The organism is Polyangium fumosum (genome assembly GCF_005144585.1).
In the GTDB taxonomy this organism is placed as follows: Bacteria; Myxococcota_A; Polyangia; order Polyangiales; family Polyangiaceae; genus Polyangium; species Polyangium fumosum.
This window is the reverse complement of the sequence record NZ_SSMQ01000078.1, coordinates 23,999-40,901: the sequence shown is the minus strand read 5'-3', so window position 1 is coordinate 40,901 and position 16,903 is coordinate 23,999. Positions and strand designations below refer to the sequence as shown.

The following is a 16,903-nucleotide window of genomic DNA, read 5'->3' as shown; positions in this document are numbered from 1 at the left end:
TCCCGCGACGCCGTATCATCGTCCTTGACCGTCGTCGTCCTTGGCGCGGGCCGTCGCGCGCCCGCTCCCCCACCGCTGCGCTTCCTGTTGACTACGAATGCCCGTCATGCGTCTCAGGGCGTCCAGCCGTTGCTATGGCACTGCGAGCGCAATGAGCTCAGCCCGCGAGAGCCGTTCACGCGGTTCCTTGGGAATCAGGCCGGCAAGCGCAGAAGGATCTCCCTTCACGTACGGCCGTATGTCGTACGCAATGGGAAAAACTTCGTCGAGAGGAAGCTCAAGGAACCGCGCCAGTGCGTCTGGACCGTTCTGGCCGTAGTCAAAATCGTGATAGCGGGCGAGCGTGAACCATCGTCCGTCGTGGAAGATCGACAATGTCAGGAAGTGCTCGGTGAGCCGCGCATTGCTCTCGTCAACATTGCCAAGGAGTCCCCATGCGTCGGTTCCGTTCGCAAGCCGGACCCGCGTCCCCACGACCTTCCCGGCCAGGCGCGCGACCGGCAGACGTCTCACCGGGCGGACGAGGGTTTCGTTGCCTCCGTCGATATTGGCGTATTGCCATACCGCGTGCGCCTCCAGATCGCCAACTTCGATTGATTCTACCGGTTTCAGGGTCTTCATCATGGAGCTGAAAATCCATTACGGACCATCGAGTCGTGGAGGCGAGTCCCGTACTTCGCGTCGAATGCTTTCGTATAGGCCGCTAGATCACGAGCGAGCTGCTGCTTTGCTTGTGGACTCAGGTTGTCGTAATATGCAGCCCCGCGCTGACGCGGCAGGATCTTGTCCAGACCGCTGTGGTAGGACTTGTGAAGTTGTTCTGGTAAGCTGGCAAGATCCTGTTTGGCCGGCCCCCCCAAATACTTGGGCCAGGGGTGATGGCCGTGTGCTGCACCAGGGGCGGCGATGGGCGTAGTCCTCGACGGCTTCGTCGTCGTCTTGACCGTCGTCTTTGGCGCGGGGCGTGGCGCGCCCGCCCCCCCACTTCTGCCGCTCCCTGTTGACAACGACTGCCCATGGTGCGTCCCGGCGGGCTTCTTCCCGCCTTTCGGTTGGAAGTTCTGGTGCCGGGCATGGCAAGCGCCCGTGAGGCACTCCTGGGCTCGGTCGAGTAGCGCGGCCTCCTCCGGGGTTTGCCTCCAGTCCTCATAGACCCGTACCTCGCCTGGGGGCACCTGACTCGGATCGATGGGCACGGGCGCCTCGACCGGGCGCGGCGCGGCCGCGAGCGGCTCTTCCACGCGCCGGAAGCTCGGCTGCCTCGATCGCTCGGACGTGTGGACGAGCATCCTCGTGCAGGTCCGCGCGCCCGTGCCGCGGCGTTGCCGCGTCTGGCCTGGCTCCCGATACGCCGTGCACCGCTCCCGCTCCGGCGCTCTCGCGATCGGTCGCGGCAGCGGTTTCGGCGGCGGCGGCGGCGGCGGCGGCGGCGGCGGCGGCGGCGGCGGCTTTTCGCAGGGGAGATGCTGGAACGCAATGCCTAATAATTTCCGGCTCTCCGACGGCGCTTGTGTATCAAAAAGAAAGACCGCCTTCGCCTCGCGGCCCTGCAAGAGATCGTCGAGCGAGAGGAACGTCGTTCGAGGGGTCCCGTCCCCCGTGTCGTACCAATAACGTGCATTCGGGTCGACGTGGGGATGGCGCCGGCAGATGCGGAACAAGCGCGTTCCATTCGGCATCGTCTGCGCCCACGCCTGCGTATGCGCGCCTGTCGCGGCGCACCCGAGGAGCCAGGCCGAGGCGCCCAAAACGACGAGCACGAGGAGCCAAAGCCGAACAAAACGGTTCGATAACCAGGCCATGGAAGTGCCTTCCGATTGCGCAAGGCCTCACCTGGCCACCCCCGTGGCGCCGTACGCGGGCCCGCGTTCGTCCTGGCGATCCGTTCTGCAACAAGCCTCGGCGCGGGGACAAGAGATTGCACGCCCCCGCCCCCGCGCGGCACCCCCCTCCCCCACGGATGCATCCCCAACCCCCGCCAAGGCACGCCGTCCACCTCGGAAGGCACCCCCTCTCCCCGCGAAGGCACGCTCCCTCCCCCCCAAGGCAGCCCCTCGACGTGTGGCGGCACACGTCGACCCCATGAAGGCAAGCACCGACCGCAGGAATGCAGCGCGCCGACGTGTAAATGCACACACTCGCCTCGCCGCGGCAGACGTGGCCGTCACGAAGGCACGATGCCAATCCGTGCATGCACGCGCGGCTTCGTCAGGCGCGGAGCTGGGTCAAGACCAGCAACGACCCTGCCCACCGAAACAGCCGCGCTGTTGGTTCTGCTGGCGACCCGGCTTCTTCGTCGGCCTGTTTGAAAAACTGCGCGGAGCGCAGGTTTTCAACCCTGGGTCCAGCCCCTGGCTGGTCCGGGTCCAGGGGTGGACAACCCCTGGTCGGGGTCCGGGGTGAAACCCCGGGGGGCGCTACGCTTGGTCGCTCAGTGATTGCCCATTGCCTTGCGGAGCGGCTTGTTGAATGCCGCGATCGCGAGGCCGGCGGCGACGCCGAGGGCCATGAGCAGGAGGAAGAAGTTCGTGGGGGACCACTTCGTGTAGAGGATGCCGATGTAGCCGCTCAGGATGTTGCCGAAGAAGCTCGACATGAACCACATGCCCATCATCATCGACACGAATCGCACCGGCGAGACCTTCGTCACGAGCGAGAGGCCGATCGGCGACAGGTAAAGCTCGCCGATCGTGAGCAGCGCTGTGCAGACGACTGGCCAGAGCACGCTGCCTTTGCCGCCGCCGATCACCTGCGCGCCTCCGACCATCACGATGAATGAGAGGCCGAGGATGATGCAGCCGACGGCCATCTTCGTGACGCTCGACATCTCCTTGCCCGCCTTTGCTTGGGCGGTCCAGATGCGGTCGAGGATGGGCGCGAAGAGGAAGATGAAGAAGGGGTTGAACGACTGGAACCAGGTCGAGGGGATCTGGAAGCCGAAGATCACGGGCCAGACGGTCTTCTCGTCGGCCCAGGTCTGCATCGTGTTGCCCTGCTGCTCGTAGACGGCCCAGAAGACGATGTTCAGCGCGCAGAGGATGACGAGGGCGCCCATGCGTTGCCCCTCGTTCTCTTCCTTCACCACGGCCGGGGCTTCGCCCTTCTTGCCTTCGCTCTTCTTGAGCGTGTCGGGCGCGAGTGTGCTCGGGCCGAAGAAGAACTGGATGATCAGGCCGAGCACCATGCCGATGCCCGCTGCGAGGAAGCCGTACCGCCAGCCGTTGTTCTGGGCGAGGGTGCCGCAGACGAGGTTCGTCAGGAACGCACCCAGGTTGATGCCCATGTAGAAGATCGTGTAGGCGCCGTCGCGGCGCTTGTCGCCCGGGGGGTAGAGGTTGCCGACCTGGGTCGAGATGTTCGGCTTGAAGAAGCCGTTGCCGATGATGAGGAGGAGCAGGCCGAGGAAAAACAGGTTCTCGGCGCTGAAGAGCACGAACTGGCCGAGCGCCATGAGCGCGCCGCCGAGGAACACGGAGCGCTTCTGGCCGAGGTAACGATCGGCCATGAAGCCGCCGAAGAGCGGCGTCAGGTACACGAGGCCGGTGTACCAGCCGTAAATGGCCGACGCGACGGGCTGCATCGCGCAGGTCTGCTGCGCGATGGATTGCGCGACGTCCGCGGCCATCGGCGCGATGTTTTTCGTCGGATCCCCCTGGACGAGCAGGCCGACCTTCTCGTTCACGCACTGCGTGAGCGTCGTGGGATCGACGTCGGGCAAGAGGCCACGGATGACGCTCCAGCCGAACACGTCGCCCGGGTTGCCCGTGGCGTCGTACGCCTGGCCCTGGAAGCGCTGGCGATACGTGACGAACAGGTAGTTCACCAGGTACAGCTTCAGCAGGCCGCGCATGCCGTAGTAGGAGAAGCGCTCCCACATCTCCGTCGTGAAGAGCACGAAGAGCCCGGCTGGATGGCCGAGGATCTGCTTCTTCGACTTGGGTCCCGACCAGGGCTGTTCCGCGGGCTGCTCGACGTTGGTCGCCATCGGGACGCGGTTTTACGCGGCCTGTATGGCGACCGCAAGGCCCGCGTGTCACCGGGCAACGCTGGAGATCACGCCACCATCGAGCACACGCTCCTCGAGCACGGCGAGTTTTCCCTCGGGGAACACGGCGCGGATCGCATCGAGCGCGCGCTCGACGCTCTGCTTCGTGCTGCACGAGGCGACGTCGATGAAGATCCTGCCCTCTTCGGGCCACGTGTGCAGCGCGATGTGGCTCTCGCCGACGACGGCGCAAGCCGTGACGCCCTGCGGCGAGAATGGGACGACGAGCGTCCCGAGCCCTGTGAAAAGGCCCGCTGCGACGGCCGCGTCGAGCGCGGCGCGGAGCGCGTCGGGGCTGTTCAGGGTGTCGCGGCGGCACTCCGTGAGGATCGCGAGCAGCACGAAGAGCTTCATCGGCTGCTCCGGCACATACCGCCGTCCGGGTCGTCTGGCCAGGCGCGAATGAAACGAGGGGGCAGGCACCTGGCCCGCCCCCTCACACGCGTGGTGACGCGTGCAGGTTTTACCGGCGACCCATGATCGTCACCGGGCGAGCGCGCTGCCCACCTGCGTCGAAGCGGCCTGCGATGCCCGCGAAGACGAAGGCGTTGAGGCGCGGCGTGTCGATCGTCTGCGTCGAGACGCGGCCCTCGGGGTTGCGCCAGAGGAACATGCTGAGATCGCCGCCGACCGTCGGCGCGAGCGCGACGCTCTCGCTCACGCGGATGTCGACGCCGATCTTGGCCTTCGCGAGCTGGAAGCCGTGGACGAACATGTCGTTGTTCGGGCCCGAGGGCTGATCCCACAACATGCGATACCCGGCGCCGACGGAGACCCACGGGTCGAGGCGCGAGTAAGGGCTCGCGTGGAAGACGCCGTCGATGCCTGCCGTCGCGCCGCGGAGCTCCGCGCCGCGGGCGAGGTTTTGCATGTTGTAACTGCCGTTGATACCGACCGAGGAGTACGGATTCGCGCGGTAGTGGAGGCCGAGGCCCGCGCCGAGGCCCGCGCCGCCGAGGCTCGTCCTGCCCGTGCCCTCGGTCGCGGGCACGGACGGGCCGAAGGCCTGGTTGTACCCCGAATCGACCTGGATCTCGAAAGCGTTGAGCGGAGCGCCGATCTGGCCCCGCCGCTCCATTGTGCCTTCGCGCATCGCCGTTTGTGCCGAGGCCGTGCTGGCGCTCGCCGCGGCGAGCGCGAACGTCGCGACCGCGATTCCCATCGTTCGTGTCATGGTTTCATTCCCCCTGGCTTCGGGCGCTGGAATCGAGCGCCGCCCGCGCGAGGGGTGGAGCAGCGTACGTGCCAGGCGGTGGCCGAGCAGCATGTTCCCGTCGCAACGAGCGGGGCCCGCCTTGGATCACGAACGAGCAGGCGCCGAGTGCACACGCGAAGAGATCGCTTGGGCGCTGCGTTGCAAAAACCCGGCTTGGCAAAGCGGCGCCAATTCGCGAGGATGCCGCCGCAAGATGAAGAGCTGGATCAACGTCGAGGGCAAGGTCGCGATCGTGACCGGTGGCAGCCGAGGGATCGGCGAGTCGATCGCCAAGGCGCTCGGGCAGAGCGGGGCGAAGGTGGCGATCGCGTCGAGGAAAAAGGAAGGGCTCGACGGGGCGGTCGAGCGGCTGCGCCAGGAGGGCGTGACGGCTTCGGCCTTCACGTGCCACACGGGCAAGGCCGACGACGTGCAGCGGCTGTTCCAGCAGGTGATCGAGGCGTTCGGGAAGGTGGACGTGCTCGTCAACAACGCCGCGACGAACCTTCATTTCGGCCCGTTCATGACCGTCGAGGACGCGGCGCTCGACAAGACGTTCGAGGTCAACCTGAAGGGCTATTTCTACACGTCGCGTGAGCTCGTCCGGCACCTCGTCGATCGCAACGCGCCGGGGGCGATCGTGAACGTGGCGAGCGTGGCGGGCCTTTTGGGGGCGCCGCTCCAGGGCATGTACGGGACGACGAAGGCCGCGGTCATGTCGATGACGAAGACGATGGCGGTGGAGCTCGGTGCGAGCGGGATCCGCGTCAACGCGATCGCGCCGGGCCTCGTGGACACGCGGTTCGCGGCGGCGCTCGTGCAGAACAAGGATATCGTCGAGCGGGTCGTGGGGCGGACGCCGCTCGGCCGGTACGGGCAGCCGGACGAGATCGCCGGTGCGGCGCTCTACCTCGCCTCCGACGCGGCGTCGTTCCTGACGGGGCAGACGATCGTGGTGGATGGCGGCATGACGATCGCGTGACGGGTAAGGGAATGAGGATGGATCAGCAAAGCTTGCAGGACCGCTACGCGCCGCAGAGCTTGTGTTTCGGCTGCGGGCCGGCGAACGAGAAGGGGCTGCGGATCAAGAGCCACGTGGAAGGCGACGAGGTGGTCGCCACGTGGGCGCCCGAGCCGTACCACCAGGCGTTCCCGGGCATGCTCAATGGCGGGATCATCGGCGCGCTGCTCGATTGCCATTCGAACTGGACGGCGGCGCATCACCTGATGGAGCGGGGCGGCCTCGACAAACCACCCTGCACGGTGACGGCTGATTTCCACGTGAAGCTGAAGCGGCCGACGCCGCTCGAGCGCGTGACGCTGCGGGCGCGGGTCGCCGACGTGGCCGAGGATCGGTGCGTGATCGAGGCGACGCTCGAGGCCGGCGGGAAGATCACGGCGACGTGTCGCGGGATGTTCGTCGCGGTGAAAGAGGGACATCCGGCGTACCACCGCTGGTAGGCGCGACGAGCCCGAGGATCCGGGAGAGCTCCTCGAAGAGCCGCTGCGGCTCGACGGGCTTGCACACGTGGCCGTCGAAGCCCGCGCGAAACGCGCGGTCACGGTCGGCGTCGCGGGTGAAGGCCGTGACGGCCACGACCGGGATCGACGGGGCGTGTGTCCCGCTGCGCACGGCGCGGACGAGGTGAAAGCCGTCTTCGCCGGGCAAAGCAAGCTCGCTCAGCACCACGGAGGGCCAGCCGGACGCGATCACGCAGAGCGCCTCCGCCGCGCTCGACGCCGTCTGCGTGTCGGCGCCCTCCTCCAGGAGCAGCCGCGCGAGGACGTCCTGCGCGCCGGGCTCGTCGTCGACCACGAGGACGTGGAGCCCCTCGAAGGAGCGGCCGTCGTCGCGCCGCGCGGGCGGCGCCTTGCCGTCCGCTGCCACGAGCGGCAGCTCCACGCGCAACGTCGCGCCGCGGCCGAGGCCCTCGCTCTCGGCTCGCACCGAGCCGCCATGCAGGCCCACGAGGTCCTTCACGATCGAGAGCCCGAGGCCGAGCCCGCCTTCCCGCCGCGCCGACGAGGCGTCCGCCTGCCGGAACCGGTCGAAGACGTGCGGCAGCAAATCGGGCCGGATGCCGAGGCCATCGTCGCGCACGGTGAGCGTGACGCGGGGGCCCATGCACGCGAGCGAGACCTCCGTGGTGCCGCCGGGGGCGCTGAACTTGATGGCGTTGCTCAGGAGGTTGCACACGATCTGCTGGAGGCGCGCCGGGTCGCCGAGCACGTGGACGGCCCTCGGGTCGTCCACGCGCGCGAGCTTGATCTGCCGCTCGTTCGCCATCGGGCGCATGGTCTCGAGGGCGACGTCGACCACGCGGGAGAGGTCGCAGGGGCTCCTGTCGAGCTTGAGCTTGCCGGCGCGGATGCGCTCCATGTCGAGCATGTCGCCCATCAACCGGCCGAGCAGGGCCGCGTTGCGTTCGATCACGTCGATCGCCTTGCCCAGGCCCTCCTCCGGGAGCGCGCCCCGGCGAAGCAGCTCGGCCCAGCCGACGATGGCGTGGAGCGGCGCGCGGAGCTCGTGCGAGACGATGGCCAGGAAGTCGTCCTTGAGCCGGTTCGCCCGCTCGGCGTCACGCCGCGCGGCCCGCTCGCTGTCGAGCAGCGCGGCGCGCTCCTCTTCGAGCCGCTTGCGCTCGGTCACGTCGATCAGCGCGCCGTAGAGCGCCGCGGGTTTGCCCTCGCCGTCCCTGCGCACGTGCGCCATGAGCTCGATCCAGCGCACGTCCTGGCCGCCGCGCAGGATGCGGAACTGCGAGCGGCAGGGCGCCTCGGCCTCGAAGGCGCAGCGCGTGGCGCGGTTGACCTCCTGTCGATCGTCCGGGTGCACGCACGATAAAAGCAACCTCCGCTGGAAGACCACGTCAGCCGGCAGGCCGAGCAGCTTGCGGGTGGTCGCCGAGCAACATGCTTGGCGCTCCAACAGATCGAAGGAGAAGGTCCCGACGCCGCCGGCCTCGGTCGCGAGCCGGAGGTGCGCCTCGCTCTCGCGCAGGGCTTGTTGCGCGGCCTTGAGGTCGTGCACGTCGGCCGCGGCGCAGAACCATTTCGTGATGGCGCCCTGGTCGTCGCGGATCGGCCGCGCGCTCGCGCAGAACCAGCGGTACGCGCCGTCCTTGCCCCGCATGCGGAGCTCCACGGCGACGGGCTCGGCCGAAGCGCTCTCGGAAAGGTGGGCGTGGACGGCGGGGAGGTCGTCCGGGTGGATCCATTGCATCCAGGCGACGTCGTCGTCCGAGCCGGGGCGCATCCCCGTGTACTCGTGCATGCGCTGGTTCATGTACTCGCCGCGGCCGTCGGGCAGCGCCGTGAAGAGGATCTCGGGCACGGTGTCGGCCATGGCGCGGAAGCGCGCCTCGCTCTCGCAGAGGGCCTGCTCGGCGCGCTTGCGGGCGTCGATGCTGATGATGCAGCCGACGAGGCGGACGGGCGTGCCGCTCTCGTCGTGGACCAGCCGGGCGTGGTCCCATACCCAGACCCAGCGCTCGTCGCGGTGACGGACGCGGTACTCGGCGTCGACGACGGGCTGGTTTCGGTTGCGAATCGTGGTTCGGCCGGAGAAACAGGTGAGGTCTTCGGGGTGGATGCGGCCGCGCCACCAGGCGTCGGTGGCCGGGACCTCCTCGGGCCGGTAGCCGAGCATCTCGACCAGGCCCCCGGAGCGCCAGACGTGGTTCGTCAGGAAATCCCAGTCGTAGGCCGTGCCGCGGATGGCCTCGGTCGCCAGGCGAAAGCGCTCCTCGCTCTCGCGCAGGGCGTCGACCCCCTCGCCGCCTTCGCCTTCTTCCCGCCCGTGGCCCCCCCGTTCGGCCAGGAACCATCCAGACTCGTGCTTGCCTGGCTCTCGTTTCTCACGATCGCCGGCGTGGTCGTGCGGGGGATTTCCCATGCTGCGATGTTCCAACGGCTCAGCGTCAAAAAGCAATCACACGTAAGTAGTACCTCACGGGACGGATTTGATTCCGGGGACCACGGAGGCGGCCACCTCTACAGGCAGGTCAGGGAATCCCTGGGGAGGGAACGGGAAATTCCTCCGCAAAAGGAAAACCCGGCCTTGACAAACCCGGTCCTCGTCCGCGAGGCTCCTGCCGCATGCCACGCGTCACGTTCACCCCGCATATCGCGAGGCACGTCCCCTGCCCGGCGCGCGACGTCGACGGGCGCACCGTCCGCGAGGCCCTCGACGCGTATTTCGCAGCCGAGCCGGCCGTGCGAGGGTACGTCCTCGACGAGCAGGGCGTCGTCCGCAAGCACGTGGTCCTCTTCGTCGACGGCCAGCAGACGACGGATCGAACGAGCCTCGGGGACAGGGTGGGCGAGGGCTCGGTGATTTACGTGATGCAAGCGCTTTCCGGGGGGTAGAGGGGCCATGTCGAACAGGTTGTTCGTAGCGACGCGCAAAGGGCTTTTCCGTCTCGATCGAAAGCCCTCGGGGTGGTCGATCCGCGAGGTCTCGTTCCTCGGTGACAACGTTTCGATGGTGTTGCCGGATCCGCGCGACGGGACACTTTATGCCGCGCTCGCGCTGGGGCATTTCGGCGTGAAGCTCCGGCGTTCGCAGGACGTGGGCGCGACGTGGGAGGAGATCACGGCGCCGGCCTTTCCGCCGCTGCCGGAAGGAGCCGAGCCGGACAAGACGCCGGACGGGCGAGAATGGCCGCAGCGGGTGGAGCTCTTGTGGAGCCTGGAAGCCGGCCGTGATCATGAGCCGGGGCATCTCTGGTGCGGGACGATCCCGGGGGGCCTGTTCCACTCGAAGGACCACGGGCAGTCGTGGGGTCTCGTGCGGTCGTTATGGGATCACCCGACCCGCAAGGGCTGGTTCGGCGGTGGCTACGATTGGCCGGGGATCCACTCGATCTGCGTGGATCGCAGCGGGGTGACGGTGGGGATCTCCTGCGGGGGCGTGTGGCGCTCGACGGACGACGGAACGACGTGGGAGACGCGGACCGAAGGGATGTACGCCGAATACATGCCGCCGGAGCGTCGGGACGATCCGGGCATCCAGGACCCGCACCGCGTCGTGGCCTGCGCCGCGCAGCCCGATGCGCTCTGGGTACAGCACCACAACGGGCTCTTCCGCTCGACGGACGGAGGCAAAACCTGGCGCGAGGTGACGTCGGTGAAGCCGAGCAAGTTCGGCTTCACGATGGCGGTGCACCCGCGGGATCCCGAGACGGCGTGGGTGGTGCCCGCGAAGAAGGACGAGCAGCGGGTCCCGGTCGACGGGAAGGTGGTGGTGGCGCGGACGCGCGACGGCGGGGCGAGCTTCACGGTGCTCGAACGAGGGTTGCCCCAGGGGAACGCGTTTGATCTGACGTACCGCCACGGGCTCGACGTGGACGGCACGGGGAACGTGCTGGCGTTCGGGACGACGACGGGGTCGTTGTGGCTCAGCGAGGACGGCGGGGATTCATGGCAGACGATCTCGAATCACCTGCCGCCGGTGTACGCGGTGCGGTTCGCCGAGGGCGCGGCGGACGCTTGAGCTACGGGACGTAGTTCCAGGCGCAGAAGCCGTTCTTGCAGAGGAAGCCGTTCGCGTTCGGGCAGTCGCAGGTGGAGCCGACGCCGTCGTCGCATTGGAGCTCCTGGCTCGCCGTGAGCAGCTCGTAGAAGCGCGTGGTGTCCGCGTCGAGGCGCGCGACGAGGTTGCGCGTGCAGCCGCAGCTCGTGCCCTTGAGCTCCTGGCCACACTGGGCGTCGGCCGTGCAGCTCATGATCGCCGCCTGCTCCTTCGGGAGCTCCACCTCGATCTCGGCGCAGGTGAGGTCGGACGCGCTGCCGCCGCTGCCGCCGCCGCCAGTCGTGCCGGAGCTGCCACCGCCGTCGCTCCCGCCGGAGCTGCCGGCGCCGCCGGTGCCATTGCCGGTGGTGCCACCCGCGCCGGCGTCGCCGCCGGACGGAGAGCCTCCGCCGCTGACGTCGGACGCGCAGCCAAGGAGGGAGACGAGCAGGAGCGTGGACAATCCGGTGAGGACGCGAAGCATGAAAAAACCTCCGTGCGCACGTGGTTGCGTGCCCACGGAGGTTACCATGGCCTGATCGGCCGAGCGGTCAGGCGAACGCTTCGTCCATGAGCCGCTTTTGCTCCAGGTTGTGGCTCGCCTTCGACCCGGTCGCGGGGCTCGCGCTCGGCTGGCGACCCACGACGGAGAGCGGGAAGCGTCCGCCGAGGAACTGGGGAAGCACCGCGTTGATGTAGTACCAGGCGCCGTAGTTGATCGGCTCCTCCTGGACCCACACGAGCTTCGTGCCTTCCTTGTAGTTCGCGAGCGCGTCGGTGAGCTCGCGGTTCAACGGGAAGAGCTGCTCGAGCCGCACGATGGCCACGTCCTTGAGGTCGCGTTGCTCCCGCGTCACGGCGAGGTCGTAGTAGATCTTGCCCGAGCAGAGCAGGATCTTCTTCACCTCCGAAGGATCGACCCCGTCGTCGCCAATCACGCGCTGGAATCGGCCGTTCGCGAGGTCGTCGATCGTGGAGACGGGGCGCGGGCCCTTGGCCGTGGTGGCGACGCGGAGCAGGCTCTTCGGCGTGGCGATGACGAGCGGCTTGCGCCACGGGCGAAGGACCTGGCGGCGCAGCACGTGGAAGAGCTGGGCCGGCGTCGTCAGGTTGCAGACCTGGATGTTGTCCTCGGCGCTGTTCTGGAGGAAGCGCTCCATACGCGCGCTCGAGTGCTCCGGGCCCTGGCCCTCATAGCCGTGCGGGAGGAAGAGGACGAGGCCCGAGAGCCTGTGCCACTTGTCCTCGCTCGACGTGATGAACTGGTCGACGATGACCTGCGCGCCGTTGAGGAAGTCGCCGAACTGCGCCTCCCAGATGACGAGCGCGTCGGGGTAGTCGAGCGCGTAGCCGAACTCGAAGCCGAGCACGCCCGCCTCGCTGAGGGGGCTGTTGTGGATGTCGAGGCGCGCGGGGCCCTCCGCGACACGCGAGAGCGGGGCGAAGCTCTCGCCCGTCTCGATGTCGACGACGACCGCGTGGCGATGGCTGAACGTCCCGCGGCGCACGTCCTGGCCCGAGATGCGCACGGGCGTCTTCTCGGCGAGGAGCGAGGCGTACGCGAGCATCTCGCCGGTGCCCCAGTCGAAGGGCTCGCCCTTCACGAGGCGGTCGTGGCGCGCCTTCAGGATGGGCATGACCTTCGGGTGCACCTTGAAGTCACCCGGCAGCTCGAGGAGGCGGCGCGAGAGGTCGATGAGCTTCTCGGCGGGCACGCCCGTCGGCACCTCGGGCGTGGCGGCGTCGCGGCCGCCGCGGTAGCTCGACCACACGCCGGCCATCGCGTACGTGACCGGGGCGAAGCCCTTCTGCTTGACCTCTTGCAGCGCGACGTTGAGCGCCTCGCGGCGGCGGACGAGGATCTCCTCGGCCTTCTCCTCGCTGACCTGGCCCATCGCGACCAGGCGCTTGACGTACATCTGCCGGACGGTCGGCTTCTTGTCGATGACGGCGTACATCCGCGGCTGCGTGTAGCGCGGCTCGTCGCCCTCGTTGTGGCCGTAGCGGCGGTAGCAGTACATGTCGATCACGACATCCAGGCCGAAGCGCTGGCGCCACTCGCTCGCGAGCAGCGCGACCTGCGCGACGGCCTCCGGATCCTCGCCGTTCACGTGGAAGACGGGGACCTTCAGCATACGCGTGATGTCGGACGCGTACCGCGTGGAGCGCGACTCGCTCGGGTTCGTCGTGAACCCGACCTGGTTGTTCACGATCACGTGGATCGTGCCGCCGGTCCGGTAGCCCTCGAGGTTGCTCATGTTGAGCGTCTCGGGGACGATGCCCTGGCCGATGAACGCGGCGTCGCCGTGGATGAGCAAGGGCATGACCTTGCGCACAGCGTCAGGGGTGCCGGCGCCGAGGCGGTCCTGCTTGGCGCGGACGCGGCCCTCGACCACGGGGTTCACGAACTCGAGGTGGCTCGGGTTGAACGTGAGCGTGAGGTGGACCTTGTGGCCCGACTCCGTGATGCGGTCGTTCGAGTAGCCGAGGTGGTACTTCACGTCGCCCCCGCCGACGTACCGCTCGGGATCTTTGTCCTCGAAGTGCGCGAAGATCTCGCGCGGGCTCTTCTCGAGGATGTTCGAGAGCACGTTGAGGCGGCCGCGGTGCGCCATGCCGAAGACGATCTCGTCGACGCCCTCGGCGCCGGCGCGCTCGATGAGGAGGTCGAGCAGCGGGATCAGCGCCTCGCCGCCTTCGAGCGAGAAGCGCTTCGTGCCGGCCTCGTAGCTCCGGTGGATGAACTGCTCGAAGATCTCGGCGTCGGAGAGCTTCGTCAGGATGCGGAGCTGCTTGTCGCGGCTGAGCTCGAGGCGGTTCTTCGTCGCCTCCATGCGACGCTGGAGCCAGATGCGCTGGTCCGGATCCTCGATGTGCGTGAACTCGACGCCGATCGAGCGGCAGTACGTCTCCTCCAGGCGGTTCATGATCTCGCGGAGCGTGGAGATCGCGGGCAGCCCGGCGAGGTCGACCGTGGGGAAGGGCTGGTCGAGGTCCGCGTCGCTGAGGTCGAAGTTGTCGAGGTTGAGCTCGGGCGGCGTGGGCGGCGGCAAGCCGAGCGGATCGATGTGCGCGAAGAGGTGGCCTCGCACGCGGTACGCGTTGACGAGCTGGTAGACACGCGCGCGGGTCGCCGCGGTCGACATCATCTCCTGCTCGGAGGAGATGAAATCGAAGCCCGGCACGCGCGGCGGCGGGGGCGGCGACGAGCCGCGCTGCCGGCGCGACGCCGGCTCCTGCGTGAACAGGCTCGCCTGCGCGGGCGCCGCTCCACCGTTCGTGTAGCGCGGCGGCTCCGCGAGCGGGGCGGGTGACGTCACGGGCGACGCCGCCGGCGGAGCGACCTGCACGGGCGCTCGAACCACCGGGGCGGTTGTCTGGGACAGACCTCGTCGTCCCTCGAAGAAGGTCCTCCAGTTCGGGTCGACCTTCTCGGGATTCTCCAGGTATTGGGCGTAGAGCTCTTCGACGAACCCTGCGTTGATGCCGAAATCAAGCTGCATGGGTGGCATTGGGGCGGCAGGGAAATAACGCGGGATCGGTGTCGCCGCCAGCGCAGTTTTTTCGGAGGCCGTAGGGCTGGAAACCAGAGAGACCACCGGTGGAGCGGGCGCCCGAGCCCCAGGGTGCGCTACATACGTACCCACGACGAAGTGGGGACGGCCGGGGACGAGCCCGGCCCGGCGCCACCGACGGGGAATGTACGACGATGAACGACGGGCTCGACCGGTTTCGCGCGCACCTCTTTCACGACGAGCGCCTCGGCGTCTGGCTGGACACGAGCCGGGTCCGGTGGACGGCGGACTTCCTCGACGGGCTCGAGCCGCGGCTGCAGGCGGCCTACGAGGCGATGGCAGCGCTCGAACGCGGCGCGCTCGCGAACGCCGACGAGGGGCGCATGGTCGGGCACTACTGGCTGCGAGCACCCGAGCTCGCGCCGGATCCGGCGATCCGCGACGCGATCACCACGACGCTCGGCCGCGTGCTCACGTTCGCGGAGGACGTGCACGCCGCGCGCATCCGCCCCGAGCGCGCGAGCCGCTTCCGCGACGTCTTGCTCATCGGCATCGGCGGCTCGGCGCTCGGACCTCAGCTCGTCTCCGCCGCGCTCACGTCGCCCGCGGATCGCATGCGCGTCTGGTTCTTCGACAACACCGATCCCGACGGATTCGATCGCACCCTCGACGCGATCGGCGACGCGCTCCCCGGGACGCTCGCAGTCGTCATCTCGAAGTCGGGCGGCACGAAGGAGACGCGCAACGGGATGCTCGAAGCCGAGGCCGCCTACGCGCGGCTCGGGCTCGACTTCGCGAAGCACGCGGTGGTCGTGACGGGCGAGGGCAGCGAGCTCGACAAGCACGCCGTGGCGCGCGGGTTCCTCGATCGGTTCCCGATGTGGGACTGGGTCGGCGGGCGGACGAGCGAGCTCAGCGCGGTGGGCCTCTTGCCGGCAGCGCTGCAAGGGCTCGACGTGGAGGACATGCTGCGCGGCGCGCGCGCGATGGACGAGGTGACGCGGTCGCGCGTGACGAAGCGCAACCCGGCGGCGCAGCTCGCAGCGGCGTGGCTGTCGGCGACGGGCGGCGCGGGCAAGAAGGACATGGTGCTCCTGCCGTACAAGGATCGGCTGGAGCTCTTCAGCCGGTACGCGCAGCAGCTCGTGATGGAGTCGCTCGGCAAGCGGCTCGATCGGCAGGGGCGCGAGGTCTGGCAGGGGATCAGCGTCTACGGCAACAAGGGCTCGACGGATCAGCACGCGTACGTGCAGCAGCTCCGCGACGGGGTCGACAACTTCTTCGTGACGTTCCTCGAGGTGCTGCTCGATCGCGCGCCGCAACGAGGGGATCTCTCCGTGGAGCCGGGCGTGACGCCGGGGGATTACCTCTCGGGGTTCTTGCAAGGCACGCGGCGCGCGCTCGACGAGCGAGGGCGCGCGTCGATCACGATCACGCTGGAGGCGCTCGACGCGACGTCGCTCGGCGCGCTCATCGCGCTCTACGAGCGGGCCGTGGGGATCTACGCGGAGCTCGTGGACATCAACGCGTACCACCAACCAGGCGTGGAGGCGGGGAAGAAGGCGGCGCAGGCGGTGATCGATCTCGAGCAGCGCGTGCTCGCCGGGCTCCGCGCGAAGGCGGGGACGGCGCTCTCGCTCGCGGAGGTCGCGGCCGCGGCGGGCAGCGACGATCCGGAGACGGTGTTCTGGATCCTGCGGCATCTGTCGGCGAACCCGCGTCGCGGCGTGCTGCGCGTGCGGGGCCAAGGCGCCGAGGCCGAGGTGGGGTCACCACTCGACTGGTCGTGGATGGTCGCCGCCGCCCCGTGAGGCGGCGCGGCGCTCAGAAGTGGAACCGCACGGCGGCGGAGCTGCCGCCCACGAACAGCTCGGGCTTGCCCGGGAGCGACTGCGCGCGCTCGAGGTACTTCTCGGGCACGAGGAGGCCGGCGGCGAGCATGGCGGCGCCGGTCATCTGCGTGAAGCCGTTGAGGAGCATGAAGAACGTGTAGACATCGTCCGAGGTGCTGCGCGGGTTCGGGAACTCCGAAGTACGCGCGTTCTCGATGCCGAGCGAGATGAACGGGCCGAAGACCGGGACGAGCAGCGGGCCGTAGGTCTCGGCGTCGCGATCGCCGTCGTCGAAGACGTAGGCACCACCGACGAGCGCGGACAGGCCGTACGGCACGGCGAAGGTGACGAGCCCGGCGACGACGAGGCTCCGCGTCGCCCGCGTCTTGAGCTCGTAGCCCGGCAGAAGGATGTCGCCCTCTTCGTAGTCGATGCGGCGCGGCAAGACGGGCAGCCTCGGATCGTCGATCGGGGCCCACATCGGAGGCTGCTGCGGGCTGTTGTCCCAGGTCTCGTTGCTGAGCCTCGGCGCCTTCCGCTTGGGCGTGGGCGCCGGTGCCTCGTCGGTCGACGCCGCGCCCGTCGTCGGCGGAGACGGAGGCGGGGGCAAGGGCGCGGCGGTCGTGGTCGTGGTCGACGGCGGCGGCGCAGGCGGCGCGGCGGGGGCGGGCTGCGCGTTCGCGGGGAACGTGGAGGCGAGGCCCAGCGAGAGCGCGGCGAGCGGCGCGAGGCGGCGCGCGAGGCCCGGGATCGACGTGCGCTTGGGGTTGTTCATCGACGGAGGTCCTTTCATCGTCGATCCAC

General features: G+C 68.7%; 14 protein-coding genes. 5 read left to right on the top strand and 9 right to left on the bottom strand.

The features are described 5' to 3' along the window. Positions 1-132: 132 nt before the first annotated feature. From E8A74_RS43480 to E8A74_RS43460, 5 genes are all read right to left on the bottom strand, one after another. Entirely contained in the window at positions 133-624 is a 492-nt protein-coding gene (locus E8A74_RS43480; RefSeq protein WP_136935045.1) for a hypothetical protein, read from the bottom strand. Further along, the gene (locus tag E8A74_RS54345; protein WP_211365593.1) at positions 621-1,802 is read right to left on the bottom strand and encodes a hypothetical protein; all 1,182 of its coding nucleotides are present in this window, start codon (positions 1,800-1,802) and stop codon (positions 621-623) included. Before E8A74_RS54345 ends, E8A74_RS43480 begins: the two co-directional genes overlap by 4 nt. Before the next feature lie 629 nt (positions 1,803-2,431). Beyond that, positions 2,432-3,985 carry a peptide MFS transporter gene (locus tag E8A74_RS43470; RefSeq protein ID WP_136935043.1) on the bottom strand — a complete coding sequence of 518 codons (1,554 nt, stop codon included), beginning with the start codon at positions 3,983-3,985 and terminating at the stop codon, positions 2,432-2,434. Between the two features lie 48 nt (positions 3,986-4,033). Then, positions 4,034-4,399 carry an S-adenosylmethionine decarboxylase family protein gene (locus E8A74_RS43465; RefSeq protein ID WP_136935042.1) on the bottom strand — a complete coding sequence of 122 codons (366 nt, stop codon included), beginning with the start codon at positions 4,397-4,399 and terminating at the stop codon, positions 4,034-4,036. Between the two features lie 109 nt (positions 4,400-4,508). Beyond that, positions 4,509-5,219 carry a hypothetical protein gene (locus E8A74_RS43460; RefSeq protein WP_136935041.1) on the bottom strand — a complete coding sequence of 237 codons (711 nt, stop codon included), beginning with the start codon at positions 5,217-5,219 and terminating at the stop codon, positions 4,509-4,511. A 235-nt stretch (positions 5,220-5,454) separates the two neighbouring features. On the opposite strand from E8A74_RS43460, the gene E8A74_RS43455 reads away from it, so the two are divergent. Together E8A74_RS43455 and E8A74_RS43450 are read left to right on the top strand one after the other, a co-directional pair. Then, complete coding sequence (locus E8A74_RS43455) at positions 5,455-6,222, top strand: glucose 1-dehydrogenase (protein WP_136935040.1); 768 nt, start codon at positions 5,455-5,457, stop codon at positions 6,220-6,222. Between the two features lie 11 nt (positions 6,223-6,233). Beyond that, positions 6,234-6,701 carry a PaaI family thioesterase gene (locus E8A74_RS43450; RefSeq protein ID WP_136935061.1) on the top strand — a complete coding sequence of 156 codons (468 nt, stop codon included), beginning with the start codon at positions 6,234-6,236 and terminating at the stop codon, positions 6,699-6,701. Here E8A74_RS43450 and E8A74_RS43445 read toward each other — a convergent pair. After that, entirely contained in the window at positions 6,634-9,135 is a 2,502-nt protein-coding gene (locus E8A74_RS43445) for a PAS domain-containing protein (RefSeq protein WP_136935039.1), read from the bottom strand. The genes E8A74_RS43450 and E8A74_RS43445 overlap by 68 nt on opposite strands. Positions 9,136-9,338: 203 nt before the next feature. Here E8A74_RS43445 and E8A74_RS43440 point away from each other — a divergent pair, with 203 nt between their 5' ends. Next, complete coding sequence (locus tag E8A74_RS43440; protein ID WP_136935038.1) at positions 9,339-9,608, top strand: MoaD/ThiS family protein; 270 nt, start codon at positions 9,339-9,341, stop codon at positions 9,606-9,608. Positions 9,609-9,615: 7 nt separating this feature from the next. After that, on the top strand, positions 9,616-10,734 hold the full coding sequence (locus E8A74_RS43435) for a WD40/YVTN/BNR-like repeat-containing protein (protein ID WP_136935037.1): 1,119 nt from the start codon (positions 9,616-9,618) through the stop codon (positions 10,732-10,734). 1 nt (position 10,735) lies between these two features. Here the strand turns inward: E8A74_RS43435 and E8A74_RS43430 are convergent, their stop codons facing one another. Together E8A74_RS43430 and E8A74_RS43425 are read right to left on the bottom strand one after the other, a co-directional pair. Next, the gene (locus tag E8A74_RS43430) at positions 10,736-11,236 is read right to left on the bottom strand and encodes a hypothetical protein (RefSeq protein ID WP_136935036.1); all 501 of its coding nucleotides are present in this window, start codon (positions 11,234-11,236) and stop codon (positions 10,736-10,738) included. A 67-nt stretch (positions 11,237-11,303) separates the two neighbouring features. Continuing rightward, positions 11,304-14,255, bottom strand: coding sequence for a 2-oxoglutarate dehydrogenase E1 component (locus tag E8A74_RS43425; protein WP_136935035.1), 2,952 nt, complete (start codon positions 14,253-14,255; stop codon positions 11,304-11,306). A gap of 206 nt (positions 14,256-14,461) precedes the next feature. On the opposite strand from E8A74_RS43425, the gene E8A74_RS43420 reads away from it, so the two are divergent. Continuing rightward, positions 14,462-16,078 (top strand): glucose-6-phosphate isomerase, encoded by a 1,617-nt coding sequence (locus E8A74_RS43420; RefSeq protein ID WP_136935034.1) that lies wholly within the window; start codon positions 14,462-14,464, stop codon positions 16,076-16,078. Between the two features lie 13 nt (positions 16,079-16,091). On the opposite strand, the gene E8A74_RS43415 is transcribed toward E8A74_RS43420, so the two are convergent. Continuing rightward, a complete protein-coding gene (locus E8A74_RS43415; RefSeq protein WP_136935033.1) occupies positions 16,092-16,874 on the bottom strand; it encodes a hypothetical protein in 783 nt (260 codons plus the stop codon). Positions 16,875-16,903: the final 29 nt, after the last annotated feature.